General features: G+C 66.2%; 18 protein-coding genes and 1 pseudogene. All 19 read right to left on the bottom strand.

Annotated features, from left to right (window positions below; all coding sequences use genetic code 11):
• Positions 1-80: 80 nt before the first annotated feature.
• Positions 81-1,541 (bottom strand): glutamate synthase subunit beta, encoded by a 1,461-nt coding sequence (locus GWK18_RS00330; protein WP_123824248.1) that lies wholly within the window; start codon positions 1,539-1,541, stop codon positions 81-83.
• Positions 1,534-6,252: a glutamate synthase large subunit gene (gltB, locus tag GWK18_RS00335; protein WP_166832433.1), complete on the bottom strand. Its 4,719-nt coding sequence runs from the start codon at positions 6,250-6,252 to the stop codon at positions 1,534-1,536. The genes GWK18_RS00330 and gltB overlap by 8 nt, the downstream gene beginning before the upstream one ends.
• 160 nt (positions 6,253-6,412) lie before the next feature.
• Positions 6,413-7,390 carry a prolipoprotein diacylglyceryl transferase gene (lgt, locus tag GWK18_RS00340; protein ID WP_348535781.1) on the bottom strand — a complete coding sequence of 326 codons (978 nt, stop codon included), beginning with the start codon at positions 7,388-7,390 and terminating at the stop codon, positions 6,413-6,415.
• 2 nt (positions 7,391-7,392) lie between these two features.
• Complete coding sequence (trpA, locus tag GWK18_RS00345) at positions 7,393-8,235, bottom strand: tryptophan synthase subunit alpha (protein WP_123824242.1); 843 nt, start codon at positions 8,233-8,235, stop codon at positions 7,393-7,395.
• Positions 8,235-9,476 (bottom strand): tryptophan synthase subunit beta, encoded by a 1,242-nt coding sequence (gene trpB, locus GWK18_RS12990; protein WP_245192675.1) that lies wholly within the window; start codon positions 9,474-9,476, stop codon positions 8,235-8,237. The genes trpA and trpB overlap by 1 nt, the downstream gene beginning before the upstream one ends.
• A 48-nt stretch (positions 9,477-9,524) precedes the next feature.
• Positions 9,525-10,358, bottom strand: a pseudogene (gene trpC / locus GWK18_RS12995) (indole-3-glycerol phosphate synthase TrpC); the annotation flags it as partial.
• A gap of 209 nt (positions 10,359-10,567) precedes the next feature.
• The gene (locus tag GWK18_RS00355; protein ID WP_123824238.1) at positions 10,568-10,834 is read right to left on the bottom strand and encodes an HGxxPAAW family protein; all 267 of its coding nucleotides are present in this window, start codon (positions 10,832-10,834) and stop codon (positions 10,568-10,570) included.
• A gap of 167 nt (positions 10,835-11,001) precedes the next feature.
• Positions 11,002-11,625, bottom strand: a complete 624-nt coding sequence (locus GWK18_RS00360; protein WP_158609468.1) for a Trp biosynthesis-associated membrane protein — start codon at positions 11,623-11,625, stop codon at positions 11,002-11,004.
• On the bottom strand, positions 11,622-13,223 hold the full coding sequence (locus tag GWK18_RS00365) for an anthranilate synthase component I (RefSeq protein WP_166832439.1): 1,602 nt from the start codon (positions 13,221-13,223) through the stop codon (positions 11,622-11,624). Before GWK18_RS00365 ends, GWK18_RS00360 begins: the two co-directional genes overlap by 4 nt.
• 28 nt (positions 13,224-13,251) lie before the next feature.
• Positions 13,252-13,692: a phosphoribosyl-AMP cyclohydrolase gene (gene hisI / locus GWK18_RS00370; RefSeq protein ID WP_123824232.1), complete on the bottom strand. Its 441-nt coding sequence runs from the start codon at positions 13,690-13,692 to the stop codon at positions 13,252-13,254.
• A 37-nt stretch (positions 13,693-13,729) separates the two neighbouring features.
• Positions 13,730-14,494, bottom strand: a complete 765-nt coding sequence (gene hisF / locus GWK18_RS00375) for an imidazole glycerol phosphate synthase subunit HisF (RefSeq protein ID WP_123824230.1) — start codon at positions 14,492-14,494, stop codon at positions 13,730-13,732.
• 51 nt (positions 14,495-14,545) lie between these two features.
• Complete coding sequence (gene hisG / locus GWK18_RS00380) at positions 14,546-15,391, bottom strand: ATP phosphoribosyltransferase (protein ID WP_123824229.1); 846 nt, start codon at positions 15,389-15,391, stop codon at positions 14,546-14,548.
• Between the two features lie 115 nt (positions 15,392-15,506).
• On the bottom strand, positions 15,507-15,770 hold the full coding sequence (locus tag GWK18_RS00385) for a phosphoribosyl-ATP diphosphatase (protein ID WP_123824227.1): 264 nt from the start codon (positions 15,768-15,770) through the stop codon (positions 15,507-15,509).
• Between the two features lie 59 nt (positions 15,771-15,829).
• On the bottom strand, positions 15,830-16,039 hold the full coding sequence (locus GWK18_RS00390; RefSeq protein WP_123824225.1) for a hypothetical protein: 210 nt from the start codon (positions 16,037-16,039) through the stop codon (positions 15,830-15,832).
• A gap of 246 nt (positions 16,040-16,285) precedes the next feature.
• On the bottom strand, positions 16,286-16,690 hold the full coding sequence (locus GWK18_RS00395) for a cytochrome c oxidase subunit 4 (protein ID WP_166832441.1): 405 nt from the start codon (positions 16,688-16,690) through the stop codon (positions 16,286-16,288).
• A gap of 7 nt (positions 16,691-16,697) precedes the next feature.
• Positions 16,698-18,401: a cytochrome c oxidase subunit I gene (gene ctaD, locus GWK18_RS00400; RefSeq protein WP_166832443.1), complete on the bottom strand. Its 1,704-nt coding sequence runs from the start codon at positions 18,399-18,401 to the stop codon at positions 16,698-16,700.
• A 9-nt stretch (positions 18,402-18,410) separates the two neighbouring features.
• Positions 18,411-19,322, bottom strand: a complete 912-nt coding sequence (gene coxB / locus GWK18_RS00405; RefSeq protein ID WP_233568629.1) for a cytochrome c oxidase subunit II — start codon at positions 19,320-19,322, stop codon at positions 18,411-18,413.
• 332 nt (positions 19,323-19,654) lie between these two features.
• Positions 19,655-20,023 (bottom strand): iron-sulfur cluster assembly accessory protein, encoded by a 369-nt coding sequence (locus GWK18_RS00410; RefSeq protein ID WP_123824217.1) that lies wholly within the window; start codon positions 20,021-20,023, stop codon positions 19,655-19,657.
• 153 nt (positions 20,024-20,176) lie between these two features.
• On the bottom strand, positions 20,177-21,616 hold the full coding sequence (locus tag GWK18_RS00415) for a dipeptidase (protein WP_123824215.1): 1,440 nt from the start codon (positions 21,614-21,616) through the stop codon (positions 20,177-20,179).
• Between the last annotated feature and the right edge of the window lie 37 nt (positions 21,617-21,653).

A 21,653-nucleotide genomic window follows, 5' to 3' on the forward strand; every position in this document is an offset into this window, starting at 1 on the left:
CGCGGCCCGCGACCCGCGCCGCACCGCCCCCCCCCCCCGCCCGGCGGGGAGCCGGGGGCCCTCATCGTAGTTCTCGACGGTCAGCGCAGATCGATGCCGCGCGTCGTGGGGCCCACGGGGAACGGGAGTCGCGTGCTGCCCGTGAGGAACTTCTCGACGGAGGAGGCACAGGCCCGGCCTTCGGCGATGGCCCACACGACCAGCGATGCACCGCGCCCCGCATCGCCGCAGGAGAACACGCCGTCCACGTTGGTCATGTAGGTGTCGTCCCGGTCGATGTTGCCGCGTTGGTCCAGGCCGGTGCCGATCTGCTCGACGGCGTCGCCGGACTGGTTGCCTGTGAAGCCCAGGGCCAGCAGCACCAGATCAGCGGGAACCACGCGTTCCGTGCCCTCCTTCGGCACACGGCGACCGTCAGGGAGGTACTCGGTCTCGGCCACTCGCAGACCGGTGACGTGCCCATCCTCGCCGAGGAACTCAACGGTGGACGAGAGGTAGACACGATCGACACCCTCTTCGTGCGACGAGGAGACGTCCAGGACCCGGGGGTCCATGGGCCACGGTTGGTCCTCGGGACGATCCACCGGCAGTTCGAAACCGATCGCGATGTTGGTCACGGACGCCGCTTCCTGTCGGTTCGCGGTGCCGATGCAGTCGGAACCCGTGTCGCCACCGCCGAGGACCACGACGTGCTTGCCCTTCGCGTGGATCTGGTCGGGTACCTCATCCCCGGCGACCACACGGTTGGCCTGGGTCAGGTAGTCCATCGCGTGGTGGACACCGGCAAGGTCGCGGCCGGGCACACCCAGTTCACGGGGCTCCAGCGCACCGGTGGCCATGACCACGGCGTCGTACCGACGACGCAGCTGGTCCCAGGTGATGTCGCGTCCGATCTCGACACCGGTGCGGAAGCGGGTGCCCTCGGCGCGCATGACCTCGAGGCGGCGGTCCAGAACCTCCTTCTCGAGCTTGAAGTCCGGGATCCCGTAGCGCAGCAGGCCGCCGATGCGATCGTCACGTTCGTAGACGGCCACCGTGAAGCCGGCCTGGGTCAGCTGCTGTGCGGCCGCCAGACCTGCGGGTCCGGAGCCGACCACGGCCACGGTCTGTCCCACCAGGCGGTCCGGGATGAACGGCTCCACGATGTCTTCCTCGAAGGCCATCTCGCCGATCGCGTATTCGACCTGCTTGATCGTGACCGCGGGCTGGTTGATGCCCAGCACGCACGAGGTCTCGCACGGTGCCGGGCAGACCCGTCCCGTGAACTCGGGGAAGTTGTTGGTCGCGTGCATGCGGGCAACGGCCTCGCGGCTGTGTCCGCGCCAAACCAGGTCGTTCCACTCCGGGATGAGGTTGCCAAGGGGGCAACCGCGGTGACAGAACGGGATGCCGCAGTCCATGCAGCGCCCGGCCTGGGCCTTGAGCACCTCCGGATCCTGGGCCTTCTGGACCTCTTTGAAGTCCATGATGCGCACGGGGACGGGCCGCTTGGGCCGGTCCTGCCGCTCGGTGGTCTTGAGGAATCCGCGCGGATCAGCCACGGGTCGTCACCTCCAGGATCTTGTTCCAGGTTTCGTTCCCGTCGGGGTCGGAACCCTTCGCTTCGGCTTCGGCGCGCAGGCCCAGAACGGACGAGTAGTCGCGCGGAAGCACCTTGGTCAGTCGGTTGAGGGTGGCGGGCAGCTCAGCGAGCAACGACAGCGCCTGAGCCGAGTCGGTCTCCTCGACGTGTCGCCGCAAGAGGGTCTCCACGGTCACGGCGTCGTTCTCGTCCAGTTCCATGAGCATGAGCTCGCCCGAGGTCCGGGACTGGAGGTTCACCGAGGTCTCGGCGAGATCCAGAACGTAGGCAACACCACCGGACATACCGGCACCGAAGTTACGGCCGGTGGGCCCGATAATCAGCGCAAGGCCACCGGTCATGTATTCGCACCCGTGGTCACCAATGCCTTCGACGACGGCGGTGGCCCCGGAGTTGCGGACCAGGAAGCGCTCCCCCACGCGACCACGCAGGAAGATCTCACCACCCGTGGCCCCGTAGCCGATGACGTTGCCGGCCACGACGTTCTCCTCGGCGGCGAAGCCCGCGTCATGCTCGGGGCGCACCACGATCCGCCCGCCCGAGAGGCCCTTGCCCGTGTAGTCGTTCGCGTCACCTTCCAGTCGCAGCGTGATGCCCTTGGGCATGAACGCGCCGAGGGACTGGCCCGCCTGCCCGTGGAGGGAAACGGTGATCGTGTCGTCAGCCAGATCGTCGGTCTGGAAGGACCGGGTCACCTCATAGCCGAGCATGGTGCCCACCGCACGGTCGGTGTTCACGATCCGGTGCTCAAGGGTGACCGGTTCACGCGTGGTCAGAGCCGGAGCAGCTTCCTCGATCAACGTGACGTCGAAGTGCTGGTCGAGTTCGTGGTTCTGTCCCTTGCCGGACCGCACCGCACGGCCATCGTGCTCAAGTACGGACGAGTGCAGGATCGGTCGGAGGTCGAGTCCCTGGGCCTTCCAGTGGTCGATCGCCTTCTGGGTCTTCAGGACCTCGGCGTGCCCGATCGCCTCGTCCATGGTGCGGAAGCCCAGCTGTGCCAAGAGCTCACGGACCTCCTCGGCGATGAACTTGAAGAAGTTGACCACGTGTTCGGCCTTGCCGGTGAAGCGTTCACGCAGGACGGGGTTCTGGGTGGCCACGCCCACGGGGCAGGTGTCCAGGTGACACTTGCGCATCATGATGCAGCCCTCGACCACCAGCGGCGCGGTGGCGAACCCGAACTCCTCGGCCCCCAGCAGGGCAGCGATCATCACGTCGCGCCCGGTCTTGAGCTGACCGTCGGCCTGGACCACCACGCGTTCGCGCAGGTTGTTGAGCATCAGGGTCTGTTGCGTCTCCGCCAGGCCCAGTTCCCACGGCAGACCGGCGTGCTTGAGCGAGTTCAGGGGTGCCGCGCCGGTGCCGCCGTCGTGCCCGGAGACCAGGACGACGTCGGCGCGTGCCTTGGTCACACCGCTGGCCACGGTCCCGATTCCGATTTCGGAGACGAGCTTGACGTGGACCCGTGCCCGCGGGTTGGCGCGCTTGAGGTCGTAGATCAGCTGGGCGAGGTCTTCGATCGAGTAGATGTCGTGGTGCGGCGGCGGTGAGATCAACGAGACACCGGGGGTGGAGTGCCGCGTCCGTGCCACCCACGGGTAGACCTTCTGGGCCATCAGCTGGCCACCCTCACCGGGCTTGGCCCCCTGGGCCATCTTGATCTGGATGTCCTCGGCGTTGGTCAGGTAGAGGCTGGTGACGCCGAAACGTCCGGAGGCCACCTGCTTGATCGCGGACCGTCGCGCCGGATCCATGAGACGGTCCACGTCCTCGCCGCCTTCACCGGTGTTCGACTTGCCACCGATCTGGTTCATGGCGATGGCCAGTGTCTCGTGCGCCTCCTTGGAGATCGAGCCGTAGGACATGGCCCCCGTGGAGAACCGCTTGAGGATCGACTCGATGGGTTCGACCTCGTCGATCGGCACCGGCGTGCGGGACTCGTCGAAGTGCAGCAGACCGCGGATGGTTTTGAGTTCGGAGGCCTGGTCGTCGACCAGCCGGGTGTAGGTCTTGAAGACGTCGTACCGCCCCGTCTTGGTCGCGTGCTGCAGACGGAAGACGGTCTCGGGGCTGAACAGGTGTGGTGCGCCGTCGCGTCGCCAGTCGTACTCGCCACCGGTCTCCAGACCGATGTAGGGCTCCTTGACACCGTCGGCCGGGTAGCCGCGGCGGTGCCGGGCGGCAGCTTCTTCAGCGATGACGTCCAGACCGACGCCGTCGATCTGCGAGGGCGTGCCCGCGAAGAAGTCGTCGATGACTTCGGCCGAGAGTCCCAGGGCCTCGAAGGTCTGGGCACCGCAGTAGGAGGAGACAGTGGAGATGCCCATCTTGGACATGATCTTCTGCACGCCTTTACCCAGGGCCTTGATGAGGTTGTGCACGGCTTGTTCTTCCGTGACCCCCGCAATCTGACCGGTGCGCACCAGCTCCTCGGCGGATTCCATGGCCAGGTACGGGTTGACCGCGGACGCGCCGTAGCCGATCAGCAGGGCGACGTGGTGCACCTCGCGGACGTCGCCGGCCTCGACGACGAGCGAGCACCGGGTGCGGGTGGCCGAGCGAAGCAGGTGGTGGTGGATCGCGCTGGTCAGCAGGAGCGACGGAATCGGTGCCCACTGACCGTTCGAGTCGCGGTCCGAGATCACGACGAACTCGACACCACGGTTGACGGCGGCCGATACCTTCTCGCAGATCTCGGCGATCCGTGCGCGCAGGCCGGCTCCACCGCCTTCGGGGCGGTACAGGCCGCGGACCTTGAGCGCGATGGGCATGCCGTCGTCGTCGTCCAGGTGCACGATCTGGTCCAGCTGATCGTTGTTGATGACCGGGAAGTCCAGACCGATCTGGTGGGTCCTGACCTGCTTGGTGGTCAGTAGGTTGCCCATGGGGCCCAGCGCACCCTTGAGGCTGGTGACCAGCTCTTCCCGGATGGCGTCCAGCGGCGGGTTGGTGACCTGGGCGAACGACTGGACGAAGTAGTCGAACAGCAGGTGCGGACGGTCGGCCAGGACCGCCACTGGAGTGTCGGTGCCCATGGCGTAGATGGGCTCGGCACCGGCCAGGGCCATGGGGCCCACGATCTTCCGCAGTTCCTCGTGGGTGTACCCGAAGGTCTTCTGCCGCAGTTCGATCGAACGCCGCGGGTGAACCATGTGCTCACGCTGCGGGAGGTCCTCGAAGCGGACCAGGTTGCCGGAGGTCCACTCCCGCCACGGTTTGAGGGAGGCCACCTCCCGCTTGATTTCGGCGTCCTCGATGATCCGCCCGTCGACGGTGTCGACCAGGAACATGGTTCCGGGCGAGACGCGCCCCTTGCGCACGATCTTGCGATCGGAGAGATCGACGACGCCGACCTCGGAGGCGAACACAACCAGGCCGTCCTCGGTCTCCCAGAACCGTCCCGGGCGCAGGCCGTTGCGGTCCAGGACCGATCCCACGCGACGACCGTCCGTGAAGGCCACTGCCGCGGGCCCGTCCCAGGGCTCCATGAGGGTCGAGTGGTACTCGTAGAAGGCCTTGCGGTCCGGGTCCATGGTCTCGTGGTTCTCCCAGGCTTCCGGGATCATCATCATCATGGCCTGGGTGATCGGACGACCGGAGAGCATGAGCAGCTCAGCGACCTCGTCCAAGGACTGGGAATCGGAGGCGCCCTCGGAACAGATCGGGAACAGTTCCTCGGGGTTGCGCCCCAGCAGCGGCGACTTCAGCTGCGACTGGCGGGCCCTCATCCAGTTGCGGTTGCCCTTGACCGTGTTGATCTCCCCGTTGTGCGCCAGGATGCGCATGGGCTGTGCCAAGGGCCAGGACGGGAACGTGTTGGTCGAGAACCGGGAGTGGACGATCGCGAGCCGTGTGCCGAAGCGTTCGTCGGACAGGTCCGGGTAGAACGGTTCCAGCTGGGCCGTCGTCAGCATTCCCTTGTAGACGATCGTGGCGGAGGAGAAGGACGGGAAGTACACGCCCAGACGGTTCTGAGACCGCTTGCGCAGACGGAACGCCTTCTGGTCCAACTGGCGCTGCGCGGCCTCTCCGTCCAGCGTGTACACGGGAATGTGCCCGGTGAATGCCTCCTTGGCGTCCGGGGCCTCCCGCACGAAGACCTGCGCGAAGTAGGGCATCACGGAACGGGCGGCGGAACCCACCGCGGATTCCTCGATGGGCACGTCCCTCCAGCCAAGGACCTGCAGGCCTTCGGACTCAGCGATCTTGGCGATGGCGGTCTTGAGCTTGTCGGCCTTGGCTGTGCCCTGAATGCCCGTGGGCAGGAAGGCGGAACCCACGGCGTAGGAACCGAACGGCGGAAGTTCGAAGTCGAGGACCTCGCGGAAGAATCCGTCGGGGACTTGGAGCAGGATTCCGGCGCCGTCGCCCGTGCCCTCGTCGCCGCCCACGGCTCCCCGGTGTTCGAGTGCTCGCAGGGCGGTCAGGGCCTTCTCCACGATGTCGTGGTCGGCGGTGCCGTTGAGGTTGGCGACCACTGCCAGGCCGCAGGCGTCCTTCTCCTCCTCCGGTTTGTAGAGTCCCTGTTCCTCGGGTGCCGTGGAAAAGCGGCGGAACGGCGACTCAGAGACGTCCGTGGACTCTTCCACACCGTCGACGTCGGCTGGCTCGGCTGCGCCGGGGGCCTGGTTCTGCGGATCCTGCTGCCCGAAATCGGACTGCGACATAGAGGTTCTCCTCACTGGGCGGGACGGTGACGCCTCCCTGGGGGCGTGCGCGCACGCGGGCACCATGAAGGGTGGGGGTGCGGTGCGTCCTCGGACCGGTCGCCGACAGAATACGTCCGGGACGTTGCGCGTTTGTTACGGGATGATGGTGTGGCCGGGGTCACCGGGTGCGGTCGGTGGCGGGGTCCGTATCGGGAGCCGTGGTGGGCTCCTCGACCGCATCCGCGCGGAGAGTGGCAGCCTCAGTGCCGTCGTGCGCCGTAGTGGGGTCAACGGACGAGGAGGCTGCGGCCGTGCCGTCGTCAGTGCGACATCGGCTCCTGCGGCTGAGGATCCAGAAGAGCACCAAGCCCAACAAGATCAGTCCGGCCGCTGTGAACACGTGGATGCGGACACCCATGAGGGTGTATGACGGGTCGATTCGCAGGAACAGTTCGATCAACATGCGCCCAAGGCCGTACCAGATCAGGTACACGGCAAACAGTCGGCCGCCGTCCACTCTCCCTGCGGTACGGGCAGAACGCCCGAGCCAGATCAAGACCGCCGCACCCAGCAGGTTCCACAGCGATTCGTACAGGAACGTGGGGTGAAAAAGCGTGTCCACCGGCATGCCGACCGGGAAATTGCCTGACTGCGGGCTAATCTCCAGGCCCCAGGGCAACGTGGTGGGACCCCCGAAGAGCTCCTGGTTGAACCAGTTGCCCCAGCGACCGATCGCCTGTGCCACCAGGAGACTTGGCGCGACGCAGTCGGCAAAGGTCGCGAAAGAAACGCTGTTGCGCCGACAGACGATCCAGACCGCCAGGGCTCCGAAGGCCACGGCCCCCATGATGCCCAGGCCCCCGTGCCACAACATGGGGATCTCCCGCAGGCCTTCCCACGAGCCGAAGTAGTAGGTTGGGTCCGTGATCGCCACGTGGTAGAGCCGGGCACCCACGATGCCCATGGGGATCGCCAACAGGGCTGCGTCCAGGACGATGTCCGGGTCCAGACCGCGGTCCCGCCAGCGCTTCCGTGTCAGCATGATAGCGGCCACCATCCCCAGCATGATGCACAGGGCGTAGGCGTGGATGGTGAGCGGTCCGAGGTTGAAGCTGGACCAGTCCGGGGAGGGAATGGACTGTGGGATCAGTGCCATCATCACTTCCGTCCGGCCAACTGTGCCGTCAACGCCCCCACCGCTGCGGGTCCTCCTTCGCCCAGGGCGCGGACGAGTGCGGTTCCGACGATGACACCGTCGGCGTAGGCACCGATCTCCTCAACATGCTGGCGGGTGGACACGCCAAGACCCACGCAGATGTTGCGTGCTCCGGCGGCACGGGCGCGTTCGACGACGCTGCTCGCGGCGTTCGACACCGCGTCGCGGGCACCGGTGACACCCATGATGGAGACCGCGTACACGAATCCGCTGGACGCCTTGACGGTCAGGTCCATCCGTTCGCGCGTGCTCGAAGGTGCCACCAGGAAGATTCGGTCCAAACCGTGTGCGAGAGAGGCCTTGAACCATTCGTCGGCTTCGTCCGGGATCAGGTCCGGGGTGATGATCCCGGCACCACCCGCGGCGGCGAGTTCCCGCGCGAAGCGGTCTACCCCGCGCTGCATGATCGGGTTCCAGTAGGACATGACCACCGGGACGGCGTTGGTTCGGGTGGAGATGGCCTCGATCACCTCGAAGACCTGGGCCACGCGGAAACCGTTGGCCAGGGCTGTGGTGGTGGCATGTTGAATCACGGCTCCGTCCATGACGGGATCGGAGTACGGAATGCCGATTTCGATGATGTCGGCTCCGTTGTTCCCCAACGCCACCGCAGCTTCGATGGATTCGGGCAGGGTGGGGTATCCCGCGGGGAGATAACCGACCAGGGCCGGTCGTCCTTCGGCGCGACACTGTTCGATGCGCTGGGCCAGGCGGGACTGCCTGGGCTCGAGGACCTCCGGCGGGAGCAGGCGTGCGGCAAGGTCCTTGGGTTCCGCCATGGTCATCACCGGGACTCCTCGTCGATCTCGTCGTGTTCTTCGGGGACCAGCCCGAACCACTTGGCCGCGGTCGCCACGTCCTTGTCCCCACGGCCGGAGAGGGACACGACCACGACCTTGTCTGCCGCAGCATCAGGGCCGAGCTCGCCCACCCAGCGCTGCCCGAGCTTGACCGCACCGGCCAGCGCGTGCGAGGACTCGATCGCCGGGATGATGCCTTCGGTGCGGCACAACAGACGGAACGCGTCCATGGCCTCCGTGTCCGTGACGGCTTCGTACCGTGCCCGTCCGATGGCGCTGAGGTAGGCGTGCTCCGGTCCCACTGCCGGGTAGTCGAGGCCCGCGGAGATCGAGTGGGACTCGATGGTCTGTCCGTCCTCGTCCTGCATCAGGAAGGTCTTGGCGCCGTGCAGGACACCGGGGCGCCCCAGGGAGATCGTGGCGGCGTGGCGAGGGGTGTCGATTCCGTCGCCACCGGCTTCGAAGCCCCACAGTTCGACGTCGGGATCGTCCAGGAATCCGTGGAAGATGCCGATGGCGTTCGATCCGCCCCCGACGCACGCCGAAACAGCGTCGGGCAGGCGGCCGAGCCGCGACAAGGTCTGGGCCCGGGCCTCGTCACCGATCTGTTGGTGGAACCAGCGGACCATCGCGGGGAACGGGTGCGGGCCGGCGGCCGTTCCGAGCAGGTAGTGCGTGGTGTCCACGGAGGCCACCCAGTCGCGCAGTGCCTCGTTGATCGCGTCCTTGAGCGTCCGGGAACCGTTCTCGACGGCCACCACGGAGGCGCCCAGCAACTGCATGCGCGCGACGTTGAGCGCCTGCCGTTCGGTGTCCTCGGCGCCCATGTACACGACACACTCCATGCCCATGAGGGCCGCCGCGGTTGCGGTCGCCACACCGTGCTGGCCGGCTCCGGTCTCGGCGATCAGCCGGTTCTTGCCCATGCGCTTGGCCAGCAGGGCCTGCCCCAGGACGTTGTTGATCTTGTGGGATCCTGTGTGGTTGAGGTCCTCGCGCTTGAGCAGCACGCGACACCCGATCTCCTGGGAGAAGCGCTCGGCCTCCGTGAGCAGGGAGGGCCGGTTGGCGTAATCGCGGCTGAGGCGACGGAACTCTTCCAGGAAGTCCTCGTCCGCCTTCGCCTTCTCGAAGGTCTCTTCGACCTGGTCCAGGGCGGCGATGAGCGATTCCGGCATCCACCGTCCGCCGAAGTCGCCGTAGTACGGGCCCGGGGCCTCCGACAGACGACCGGAAACGCCATCCCCCTGGCTCGCTGCGCGTCGCGCTGCCCGGGCGGAGGCACCGACCGTGCGGAAGGTGGCCACCGTGCCCAGGGGGTCACCCGCTCGGACCAGGGCCTCACCCGTCAGGACGGCATCCGCCCCGTGCCCCGCGTAGAGCTCGACGTGCTCGGCATCGGTCACCCCCGATTCGGCCACCAGCACGGCGTCCTCGGGAAGGTGCTCGGCGAGGCGTCCGAACAGGTCCGGGTCCACCTCCAGGGTCTTGAGATTGCGTGTGTTCACGCCGACGATGCGCGCGCCCACGCGTCGAGCGCGTTCGATCTCCTCGGTGGTGTGTGTTTCCACTAGGGCTTCCATGCCGAGGCTGCGGGTGAGGTCGAGGAAGCCGGCCAGCGTGGCGTCGTCCAGGGCCGCCACGATCAGGAGCACCAGATCCGCGCCGTGCGCCCGGGCTTCCCAGATCTGGTACTCGTCCACCGTGAAGTCCTTGCGCAACACGGGGATGTCGACGGCGGTTCGCACGGCGTCGAGATCGGCCAGAGAGCCGTTGAACCGCCGTGCCTCGGTGAGGACTGAGATCACCGCCGCTCCCCCACGTTCGTAGGCAGAGGCCAACAGGGCGGGGTCCGTGATCGGTGCCAGGGCCCCCTTGGACGGGGAGGATCGCTTGACCTCCGCGATGACCTCGAGGGAATCGGCGTGCGGGCCGCGGAGCGCGGCAACCGCGTCCCTGGGCGGTTCAGCGGCCTTCGCCGCCGCCTTGACCTCCTCCAGCGGAAGCAAGGTCTTGCGTGCCTCGAGGTCTTCGCGAACCCCGGCAATGATCTCGTCGAGGACGGTTCCGGTGGCTCGGTCCGAACCTGCTGCGGACGGCTGGGTCATGCTGATCTCAATTCCTCATCGCGTCATGGATGCGTCGTCGGACTCGGGGCGCAACCGCTGCTGACGCAACGCGCTGCGAAGGACGATGATGCAAACGGCCAGTCCCGGGATCAGGACTGGCCGCTGCGTGGATTCACCGTGGCCCGGAAGGCGTGTGACCTGACCGTGGAGGAGCGCTCCGAAAGGAGTTCGCCCCGGCCGGTGATCACTCAGTGGCGGGCGCCACCGTTCTCCATCGCGCGCTTGGCTTCACCTTCGTAGCCCATCCCCATCTTCTTCATCACGAAGCCGACCACCAGGCCCACACCGCACAGTGCGAGGCCGACCCAGAACAACGTCATGGCAGGCAGGGTGAAGCCGATGACGCCGAGCAGCACGCCCACGGTCAGGATCGCCACGCACGCCCAGGCGGCGGGGGTGTTCCCGTGTCCGACGTATCCGGTGTGGTCCAGGACGATCTCATTCTGGTTGGACATCTGCTCGGTCTCCCGTGGAGTCGTGGCCCGGCCACCGCCGGACCCAAGGTTTTTCGAGGGTGTGGCGGCCCGGAGGCCGCCGGTGGAACCACATGCCGTTCAACTGCATCCGGTCCTGGTGTTTGCTCTGGTGCTCATTGTGCCATCACGTCATGATTCCCGTGGACTCAACGCCCCGTCGGATCGTCACCTTCGCTCAACGCATCCCACGCGTCGATGCCGTCTCGGCGGGCCAGGTCGGCATCATGTCCGGAGCCCAACGACGGCGATCCCCGGTCGGCTCCGTCGGCCCCCTCCCCGCGGGTGACCTGGTACTTGGAGGTACCACCGACCGCCCAGCCCCGCATGACGATCATCGTCCAGACACCGGAGAGCACCAGCAGGAGACCGGTGGCCACGGCACACCAGGGCCAGAAGCTCATGACCTGCTCCGTGTCCGCTCCGATCAGCCCGGACGAGTCACCCACGGCGGTCTCCGTGGCGTGATCGGGTTGCAGGACTGCTCCCAGGACGGATGCAACGGCACCCACCGCGACCAGGGGAATGATGGCCGCCACGACCCAGCGCACCCGTCGTCCGGCGATACTCAACGCGAGGGCTGCGGCCGCAGCCACCAATGCCAGCGCCGGCACCGCCGGAGCAGCCTGCGTGCCCCGCACGGCCACGTGCACGTCCTGCACGGGGTTGGGCACGGTCACGTTGAACCAGACCAGGGAGGCGGACCCGAACAGCAGTGCTGCAAGGACCAGGTTCAGCAGGACCAGAGGGCCTTTGCCGCGCAGCCGCCTCACAGCCGCTCCCCCTGGCCGAGGGCGCGTAATTGTTCGGCCATCAGGGCCGCACGCAGCGGCGCCGTCGCTTTGTTGAGTGATTCCGTGGCTTCCGACTCCGGAACGGAATCGGCCACGATCCCCCCGCCGGCCTGGACATAGGCCTTGCCGTCGACCAGCAGAGCTGTGCGGATGGCGATGGCCATGTCCATGTCACCGGCGAAGTCCATGTAGCCCACCACACCGCCGTACACGGCACGGCGGAACGGTTCGTAGTGGTCGAGCAACTGAAGTGCCCGGGGCTTCGGTGCCCCCGACAGTGTTCCGGCGGGGAAGGTTGCGGCGAGCACGTCGTAGGCATGGGTGTCGTCACGCATCTTTCCGACGACGTTGGAGCACAGGTGCATGATGTGGCTGAAGCGCTCGACCTCCATGAATTCCGTGACGTCGACGGTTCCCGGGACGCACACCTTGGAGAGGTCGTTGCGGGAGAGGTCCACGAGCATCAGGTGCTCGGCGCGTTCCTTGTCGTCGGCCAGCAGATCCTTCTCGAACACCAGGTCCTCTGCGGGCGTGGCGCCGCGCGGTCTGGACCCTGCAATCGGGTGCGTCACCACTTCCCGGTCGGTCACGGTCACCAGGGCCTCCGGTGAGGAACCCACGATCTGGTAGTCGCGGCCGTGGGCGTCCTCGAAGGAGTAGAGGTACATGTACGGACTCGGGTTGATGCGCCGCAGTGCGCGATACACGTCCAGGGGTGCGGCGGAGAGTGCAGTCTCGAACCGTCGGGAGATGACGACCTGGAAGATCTCCCCGTCCACGATGGCCTGTTTGGCCTCCTGGATCGAGTCCAAGAAGATCTCGCGGTCCCAGGACTGGTCCACGAGGAATTCCATGTCCGGACTGCTTCCACCGCCGGACATGGCACCAACAACATCCCGGCCCCGCGCTTCTTCCTTCGTGACGCTCACCTGACCGGCCGATGAGGACAGCTTCGCCAGCATGTCATGCACGCGATCCAGAGCGTCCTGGTAGGCCTGGTCCACACGCTCGTCGGTGCCGTCGGCGTTGATGGCGTTCGCCACCAAGGTCACGGTCCCGTTCTGGCTGTCATGCACGGCCATGTCGGCGACAAGGTTCATCGCCAGTTCGGGAATACCGAGGTCGTCCCGTGGCGGATTGGGGAGCTTCTCCCAGTGCCGAACGGCCTCCCAACCGACAAAACCGACCATGCCGGAGGTCAGCGGAGGCGCGTCGTTGAACCGGGACGTGTGCAGGACGTCCATCGTCGTTCGCAGGGCCTCGACCGGACTGCCCGCCGTCGGCAGCCCCACGGGGGGTTCCCCGATCCAGGTGGCCTCGCCGTCGTCACTGGTCAGGGTGGCCCGTGAGCTGACCCCCACCCATGACCAGCGCGACCAGATGCCCTGCGCCGCGGACTCCAGCAGGAAGGTTCCAGAAGGCGCCGTTCCGTCGGGCCGCAGGACCAAGGTCCGGTACAGGCCGATGGGCGTCATGGCGTCGGCCAGAACCGTGGTCCGGACCGGGATGACACGGTGCGTCCGTGCCAGGTCGCGGAACTCCTCGAGGGAGGGGCTGATGGTGCCCAGTTCGTCCATGTCCGTTCTCCTGACGGGATCGGTCGGTTCAGCGTGATGGTGCGTCGGCATTCCCGACGACGGCGGGCAGGTCCCCGCCGTCGAAACAGGTCCGGGTGTCCCGGTGACAGGCGTTGCCCACCTGGTCCACCCGGATCAGCAAGGCGTCGCCGTCGCAGTCCAGGGCCACGGACTGCACGTACTGGCGGTGGCCCGAGGTGTCGCCCTTTCGCCAGTACTCCTGACGGGAGCGGGACCAGAACGTCACGCGGCCGGTGCTCAGGGTCCGGTGCAGTGCCTCGTCGTCCATCCACCCCAGCATGAGCACTTCGTTCGTGTCGAACTGCTGGATGATCGCGGCCACCAGTCCGTGGTCGTCTCGCTTGAGAGCACGTGCGATCTCGGATGGCAGACCGTGCTCCGCGGTTACCGGATCAGGGTCGCCGGGGGCTGCGCGGTCAGGGATTTTCTGGGTGGGCTCTTCGGACATCACTGGACACTATAGGGCGGGTGGAGCCGTCTCCCGTTCAGCGGACGGCGTGACCCTCGGCGCGCAGTGCCGCCTTCACCTCGGCAATGGCACCGACGGGTCCGAAGTGGAAGACCGACGCGGCCAGGACGGCGTCGGCACCCGCCGCCACCGCCGGAGGGAAGTGCCCGGGCTCCCCCGCTCCGCCGGAGGCGATCAACGGCACCGTCGTCGCGGACCGGACCTCGCGGATCATGTCCACGTCGAAGCCCTCGCGTGTTCCGTCGGCGTCCATCGAGTTGAGCAGGATCTCCCCGACTCCACGCGACTCGGCCTCGGCCGCCCATTCGACGGCGTCCACCCCGGTCAGGTTCCGGCCACCGTGCGTGGTGACCTCGAATCCCGACGGGGTGTTGCCCGTGCGTTTGGCATCGCAGGAGAGCACGAGCACCTGGTTGCCGAAGCGACGGGTGATCTCGTTGATCACCTCCGGCCGGTTGATCGCCGCCGTGTTGATCGATGCCTTGTCCGCCCCGCAGCGCAGGAGTCGGTCGACGTCGTCAACGGAACGGACGCCGCCTCCCACCGTGAGCGGAATGAAGACCTGCTCCGCGGTTCGGGCCACGACGTCGTACATCGTGCTCCGGGCCGAGGAGGACGCGGTGACGTCCAAGAAGGTTAGTTCGTCGGCACCCGCGCGGTTGTAGCGTTCGGCAAGTTCCACGGGGTCGCCGGCATCCCGCAGGTTCTCGAAATTCACGCCCTTGACCACTCGACCTGCATCGACGTCCAGGCAGGGAATCACGCGTACAGCAACGGTCAAGACTTGGGCTTCCTTCCGAGGGGAGGCGGAACGTGACGACGCCGTCCGGCGTCAGATACGAGCGGCGTGAATCGGCGACACCAGGATTGCCCTGGCGCCCGCGGCGTACAGCGCGTCCATCACCTTGTTGGTGTCGGCGCGACGCACCATGGCGCGCACGGCCATCGAGTTGCCGTGACCCAGCGGCGAGATCGTGGGGCCCTGCATACCGGGGGTGATGGCGGTCGTAGCCTCCAGGTCGGATTCAGAGACGTCGTAGTCGATCATCACGTACTGCCGCGCAACCAGAACGCCCTGGAGGCGGCGGCGGAGAACGGCCAACCCCTCGGGCTCTTCCTCCCGGCGCGAGCGGATCAGCAGGGCTTCGGACTTCATGATGGGGTCGGCGAAGACTTCGAGCCCGGCGGCGCGCAGGGTGTTGCCCGTCTCCACGACGTCGGCGATGGCGTCGGCGACACCGAGCCGGATCGACGACTCAACCGCGCCGTCCAGACGGACGACCTCGGCGGCGACGTCGTTGTCCTTGAGGTAGTCGCGCAGCAGCTGGTCGTAGCTGGTGGCGATTCGCTTTCCCTCCAGATCGGCGAGTTCGCCGAACTCACCGCGTGGTCCTGCGAACCGGAAGGTCGACCGCGCGAAGTCCAGGGCGAGGTCCTCGTCTGCGTCGGCGCCGGAATCCAGGAGCAGGTCGCGACCCGTGATCCCCACGTCCAGGACGTCACCGCCCACGTAGACCGCGATGTCGCGTGGCCGCAGGTAGAAGAACTCGACGTTGTTCTCCGGGTCCACCAGGACCAGTTCGCGGGAGTCACGACGCTGCCGGTACCCGGCCTCCTTCAACATCGACGAGGCGGCTTCGGAGAGCGCTCCCTTGTTGGGCACGGCTACGCGGAGCATGGAGTGTCCTCTTCCTCAAGTCATGGAACGGAGTGGATCGGAATTCCACGGCGCGGGACGGGCGGACCATCGCGTACCGGGGTGTTGAATGAAAGCGAGGTGCTGAACTGAAGGCTCAGAGATGCCTGTAGACGTCCTCGAGCGTCAGTCCCTTGGCCACCATCATCACCTGGAGGTGGTAGAGCAGCTGGGAAATCTCCTCGGCTGCCTCGTCGGCGGACTCGTATTCACAGGCCATCCACACTTCGGCGGCCTCTTCAACCACCTTCTTGCCGATGCCGTGCACTCCACGGTCCAGTTCTGCCACGGTGCCGGAACCGGCGGGGCGCTCCACTGCCTTCTGGGACAGTTCGGCGAACAGCTGTTCGAAAGTCTTCACGCCCCCACCCTATCGGCCAGCACACGGGCGACCGAAAACGACCGACCCGCCGTCGTGTGTCAGCGCCGCACTGCAGACTCCTCTGGCCGCGAAGTGTCGGAGACGCCCTTCGACACGGGTGCCAGCGCGGGTGCACACAGCAGAGCCACCCCGACGACGGTCGCGATCCACCCGCGTCCCGTGTGGCCGACCGCCGCCAAGGTCCACAGCCCGAAGACGATGAGTCCGCTGCCCAGCAGAAGAAGCGTGTAGAAGGCGGTCTTGTTCATGTCGGTGATGCTCCGGTGACGTCGTTGTCGATCGTTGACTGCTCCGCAAGAACTTAGTGCTCAAGCTGACCCTGCCCGTATGGAGCAGAGCACAGCCAGCCCGAATGTGTCAGTCATCACGGCACCACGACCTCACTCGGATTCCGTCAATGCATCAAAGCGAAAACCGCCGCTTCGAACCGGTTGGTTCGAAGCGGCGGTTTGATCGGGCTGGATCAGCGACCAGGCGACTGATGGCGGTAAGCGTCAGTGAGCGTGCTCGCCGGTGCTGTACTCGTACACGAGCCCGAGCAGGCCGAGGATGCCCAGCGGGACGGCCAGGCCCAGGATCCACCAGTCGATGGCCAGACCCAGAACCAGAATGGTGCACGCAGCACCCAGCAGGAGCGGCCACCAGCTCCACGGCGAGAAGTGCCCGTAGTCACCACTGCTCTGAGCGATCTCGCCCTCCAGGTCGTCCTCCGGCAGCAGCGCCTTGGTGGAGCGCAGGACCAGCGTCAGGTAGACGGCAAGCATGAAGCACATTGCACCCGTCGCCAACATGGCCGGGAACCCTGCCCACTCGTTGAATCTGGTGACGAATCCGTAGACGACCCCGGCACCGGTGACGAAGATCCCAACGACCCACAGCGTGTAAATGGTTGCTTTCATCGGGAGATCAGCCCTTCGCTCCGGCGTGGGTGGTCATCGACTGCTGAGGAGAAGCGGCCGCCAGCTCCGGGTGGTGCAGGTCCAGTGCCGGACGCTCCGAACGGATGCGGGGCAGGGACACGAAGTTGTGACGCGGGGGCGGGCAGGAGGTTGCCCACTCGAGCGAGCCACCGAAGCCCCACGGATCGTCGACCTCAACCCTGGGAGCATTCTTGTGGGTCGTGTACACGTTCCAGAACCACGGGATCATGGACACGGCCAGCAGGATCGCACCGACGGTGGACAGCTGGTTCATCCAGGTGAACCCGTCCTCAGGCATGTAGTCGGCGTAGCGACGCGGCATACCGATCACGCCCAGCCAGTGCTGGATCAGGAACGTGGTGTGGAAGCCGACGAACAGGATCCAGAAGTGCACCTTGCCGATGCGCTCGTTGAGCATCTTGCCGGTGAACTTGGGCCACCAGAAGTACAGGGCGGCGAACATGCCGAACACCAGGGTGCCGAAGAGCACGTAGTGGAAGTGCGCGACGACGAAGTAGGTGTCCGAGACGTGGAAGTCCAACGGCGGGGTGGCCAGGATGACGCCGGTCACGCCACCGAACAGGAAGGTGAACATGAAGCCGAGGACCCACAGCATGGGGGTCTCGAAGGTCAACGAACCCTGCCACATGGTGCCGATCCAGTTGAAGAATTTCACGCCCGTGGGCACGGCGATCATCATGGTCATGAAGGAGAAGAACCCGAGGAGCACGGAGCCGGTCACGTACATGTGGTGAGCCCACACGGTGACGGACAGCGCGGCGATGGCGATGGTCGCGAAGACCAGGCCCTTGTAGCCGAACAGCGGCTTGCGGGAGAACACCGGGAGGATCTCAGAGATGATGCCGAAGAACGGCAGTGCCAGCACGTAGACCTCGGGGTGACCGAAGAACCAGAAGAGGTGCTGCCAGAGGATTGCTCCGCCGGCTTCGGCGTCGAAGATGTGGCCGCCGAGGCGACGGTCCATGCCCAGTGCGAACAGCGCGGACGCCAGCGGCGGGAAGATCATGATGATCAGCAGGCCGGTGACCAGGGTGGTCCAGACGAACACCGGCATGCGCCACATGGTCATGCCCGGGGCACGCATGCAGAGGATGGTGGTGATGAAGTTGACGCCACCCATGATGGTGCCGAAGCCCTGCAGGCCAAGACCGAAGACCCAGAGGTCACCGCCGACACCCGGCGAGAACGTGGTCGAGTTCAGCGGCGCGTAGGCGAACCAGCCGAAGGAGGCCGCGCCCTGGGGGGTCAAGAACCCGGCCATGGCCACGAGGGACCCGAACAGGAAGAACCAGAAAGCCAGTGCATTGAGTCGCGGGAAGGCGACGTCAGGTGCACCGATCTGCAACGGGACGATCACGTTGGCCAGGCCCACGAAGAACGGGGTGCCGAACATGAGCAGCATGATCGTGCCGTGCATGGTGAACAGCTGGTTGTACTGCTCTTTGGTCTCCAGCAACTGCATACCGGGGGCGAAGAGCTCCGCACGAATCAGCAGTGCCATGACACCGCCGACGCAGAAGAACACGAAGGCGGAGATCAGGTACATGTACCCGATGGTCTTGTGGTCGGTCGAGGTCAACCAGTCGACGATGATCTTGCCCTTGGACCGCGGCACCACCCGGGGTGCAACGGTTGTGGCCTCATCGGCTGAATATTCAAGCGTGGTCATTTCAGCCCCTTAGTTCTCTTCGTAGCTCGCGCCGACGGGGTTGTCACGCATGACCGCGCCGTCCTCGTTCTCGTTCACGTTTCGGTTGTAGTCATCGCCGACCTGACCGGTGTTGCCCTCGTCACGCAGCTTCTGCATCTGGCTCTCGTACTCCTCCTGGGAGACGACCTCCACGTTGAAGAGCATTTCCGAGTGGTACTCACCGCACAGCTCCGCGCACTTGCCCTGGAAGGAGCCTTCACGCTCGGTGTGGAAGCTCATGTAGTTGGTGCGGTTGGGGATCATGTCGACCTTCTCCAGGAAGGCCGGGACCCAGAAAGAGTGGATGACGTCGCGGGAGGAGAGCTGGACCTCGACGTCGCTGTCCACGGGCAGATAGAGGGTCGGCAGGGTCTCTTCGACGCCCTCCGAACCGTCTTCGTTCAGGTGGGCCTGCGTCCCGGAGTAGTAGACGTCGTCGTCCACGTAGTTGAAGTCCCAAGCCCACTGCTTGCCGATGATCTCGATGGTGGCATCGGGGTTGTCGTGCCGCGGGACGATCTCGGTCAGCGCCCGTTCGGAGAAGAAGAACTGGGACACGATGAGCGCGATCGGCACGATCGTGTAGAAGATCTCCAGCGGCAGGTGGTAGGCGACCTGGCGGGGGTAGCCGACCTCGTTCTTGCGACGACGGTAGGCGACCATGCACCAGAGCATGAGGCCCCAGGCGACCAGACCGACGCTGAGGGCCGCGATCCAGGAACCGACCCACAGGTTCAGGATGTTCTCTGCGTTGTCCGTGGGGGCCGAGTCTCCGATCGGCATCCAGGCGTTGCGGACTTCCTCTTTACAGCCCGTCAGGGCTAGGACTGCAATAGCGCCGAGGCCGGTTAGCTTCAAAGCCCTGGTGCGACGGCTGCCGGTTCGGGAGTGCGAACTCACAGACGGCCCTTCCTCTTCTGGTGGTGCGCCAGGCACGGGGATTGGGACCGACCCGTACCGAGGCATGCTGTTTCCCCCTGAGCTTACCCCTTGAGTTGTCCTTGTGCTGACACTGTGTCAGTCCGTGTGTCCGCCGAGATTCGGAGCCGGAGCCATGTTTCGCACGCCGCCACGGCCCGGGAACGGGAGGAACCCCGCATACCCGTGTGGGTATGCGGGGTTCCTCGGGTGGTTCGCGAAGAGTTCGGGGTCCGCGGGTGCCTCATCTCTTCGGTGTGGCAACTGTTTCCACGACCCCCGCTCAGACCGGCCCCTGACTCCCCGCCTTGTGATCAGTGGAAGGAGTCTCCACAGGCGCAGGATCCCTGGGCGTTGGGGTTGTCGATGGAGAAGCCCTGCTTCTGGATGGTGTCCTCGAAGTCGATGGTCGAGCCCTCCAGGTACGGGACGGACATCTTGTCCACGATGACCTCGACACCCTCGAAGTCCTTGACCGCGTCGCCGTCGAGAACCCGCTCGTCGAAGTAGAGCTGGTAGATCAGGCCCGAGCAGCCCCCGGGCTGGACCGCCACCCGCAGACGAAGGTCGGTGCGGCCCTCCTGGTCGAGCAACGCGTGGACCTTCTGCGCGGCCACGTCGGTGAGGTTGACGCCGTGGGTGGGCAGGCCCTCCGTGGTGACGTTCTCAGTGGTGACGCTCATGCGTTCTTCTCCTCCGTACATGCCGTGGGCGCGGATTCCTCGCCCGGATACAAGCCTCGTACGGGTGCAACCATCGCCCGGCGCGAATCATTCCGTGATGCGCTTTCGAGTTGCCCGGAAGCCACCGAGTCGGCTGAACCGTACGTCTCCACCCTACGCCCGGGCCCGGGACCGCCGGGCCAACCACAGTGCCTCGGCGAGCACGGCGAGCCGGAAATCCTCGATGTGCAGGGACTCGTCGATGCCGTGGGCGCGGGTGTCCGGATCCTCCACGCCGGTGATCAGGATGGTTGCCTGCGGGTTCTTCTCCCGCAGCTGGGCCGTGAACGGGATCGAACCGCCCATCCCTGCTTCCAGCGCATCGCGTTGCCAGGACTCGCTCAGCGCCCAGAGCATCTCCTGCGCCGCGTCGGAACTAGTGTCCGTGCTGAACGCCGGCCCCTTCTCGTCGATACCGACTTCCACCTGCGCCCCGAACGGGGCGTGGCTCTCCAGGTGCTTCGTGAGCACGTCCGCCGCTGCCTGAGGATCCTGGCCAGGAGCGATGCGCAGGGAGATCTTGGCCCGTGCGGAGGGGGCGATCGTGTTGGATGCGACGTCCACGCGGGTGGCGTCGATCCCCGTGACCGAGATTGCCGGCTGTGACCACAGCCGCGACGTGATCGAGCCGCGCCCGGCCAGTTCCATACCCTCCAGCAACCCCGCGTCGGCGCGGAACCTGTCCTCCGGGTAGTCGATCGCTGGTTCAGGTGCGTGCACCAAGCCTTCGACGGCGACCGCCCCGTCGTCGTCGTGGAGGCTGGCGATGAGGCGAGCCAAGAGGGTCGGGGCGTCCAGGATTGGTCCGCCGTAGCCGCCTGAGTGGAGAGCGTGGTCCAGGACGCGCACGGTGACCTCGGCACCGACCACTCCCCTGAGCCCGGTGGTCAGGGTGGGCGCGCCGGCCTCCCAGTTGGCCGAATCGGCGATCACGATGGCATCCGCGGCGAGCTTCTCCTGGTGGCGTTCCAGAAACTGGCCGAAGTGTGGCGAGCCGACTTCCTCTTCGCCTTCGATGAAGACGGTGATGCCCAGGCCGTGGTCGTCGCCCAACATCTTGCGGAGCACCCGAATGGCACCGACGTGCGCCATGATCCCGGCCTTGTCGTCGGCGGCACCGCGCCCGTAGAGACGGCCGGAGCGCTCGTCGGCCACGAACGGGTCCGAACTCCAGGCGGTGAGGTCACCGGGAGGTTGGACGTCGTGGTGTGCGTAGAGCAGGACCGTGGGCTTCCCCGGCTCGGCGGGCTTCCGGGCGATGATCGCCGGGTGAAGGCTGTCTCCGTCCGCGGCGTGGATCTCGACCGACGGGAAGCCTTCGGCGACCAGCAGATCCCGCACGGCGTGAGCGCTGTGCTCCAGGTTTGCGTGGTCGAAGGACTCCCATGCGAGTCCCGGAATGGACACGAGGTTCTTCAGATCGGTCATGACCTGCTCGAAACCTTCGTCATTGGCCCGACGGAAAGCAGCGACGTCGAGGTCCTCGACGGACTGCGCCTCGACCGGCTCCTGCGGGTTGTACGTGCGCTGTTGGGGATTGTGCTCGTGGCTCATGAGGCGAGCTTAGGCAGTGGACACGGCGGCTCCGGTA

It is taken from the genome of Kocuria sp. JC486 (assembly GCF_011602805.1).
Taxonomy (GTDB): Bacteria; Actinomycetota; Actinomycetes; order Actinomycetales; family Micrococcaceae; genus Kocuria; species Kocuria soli.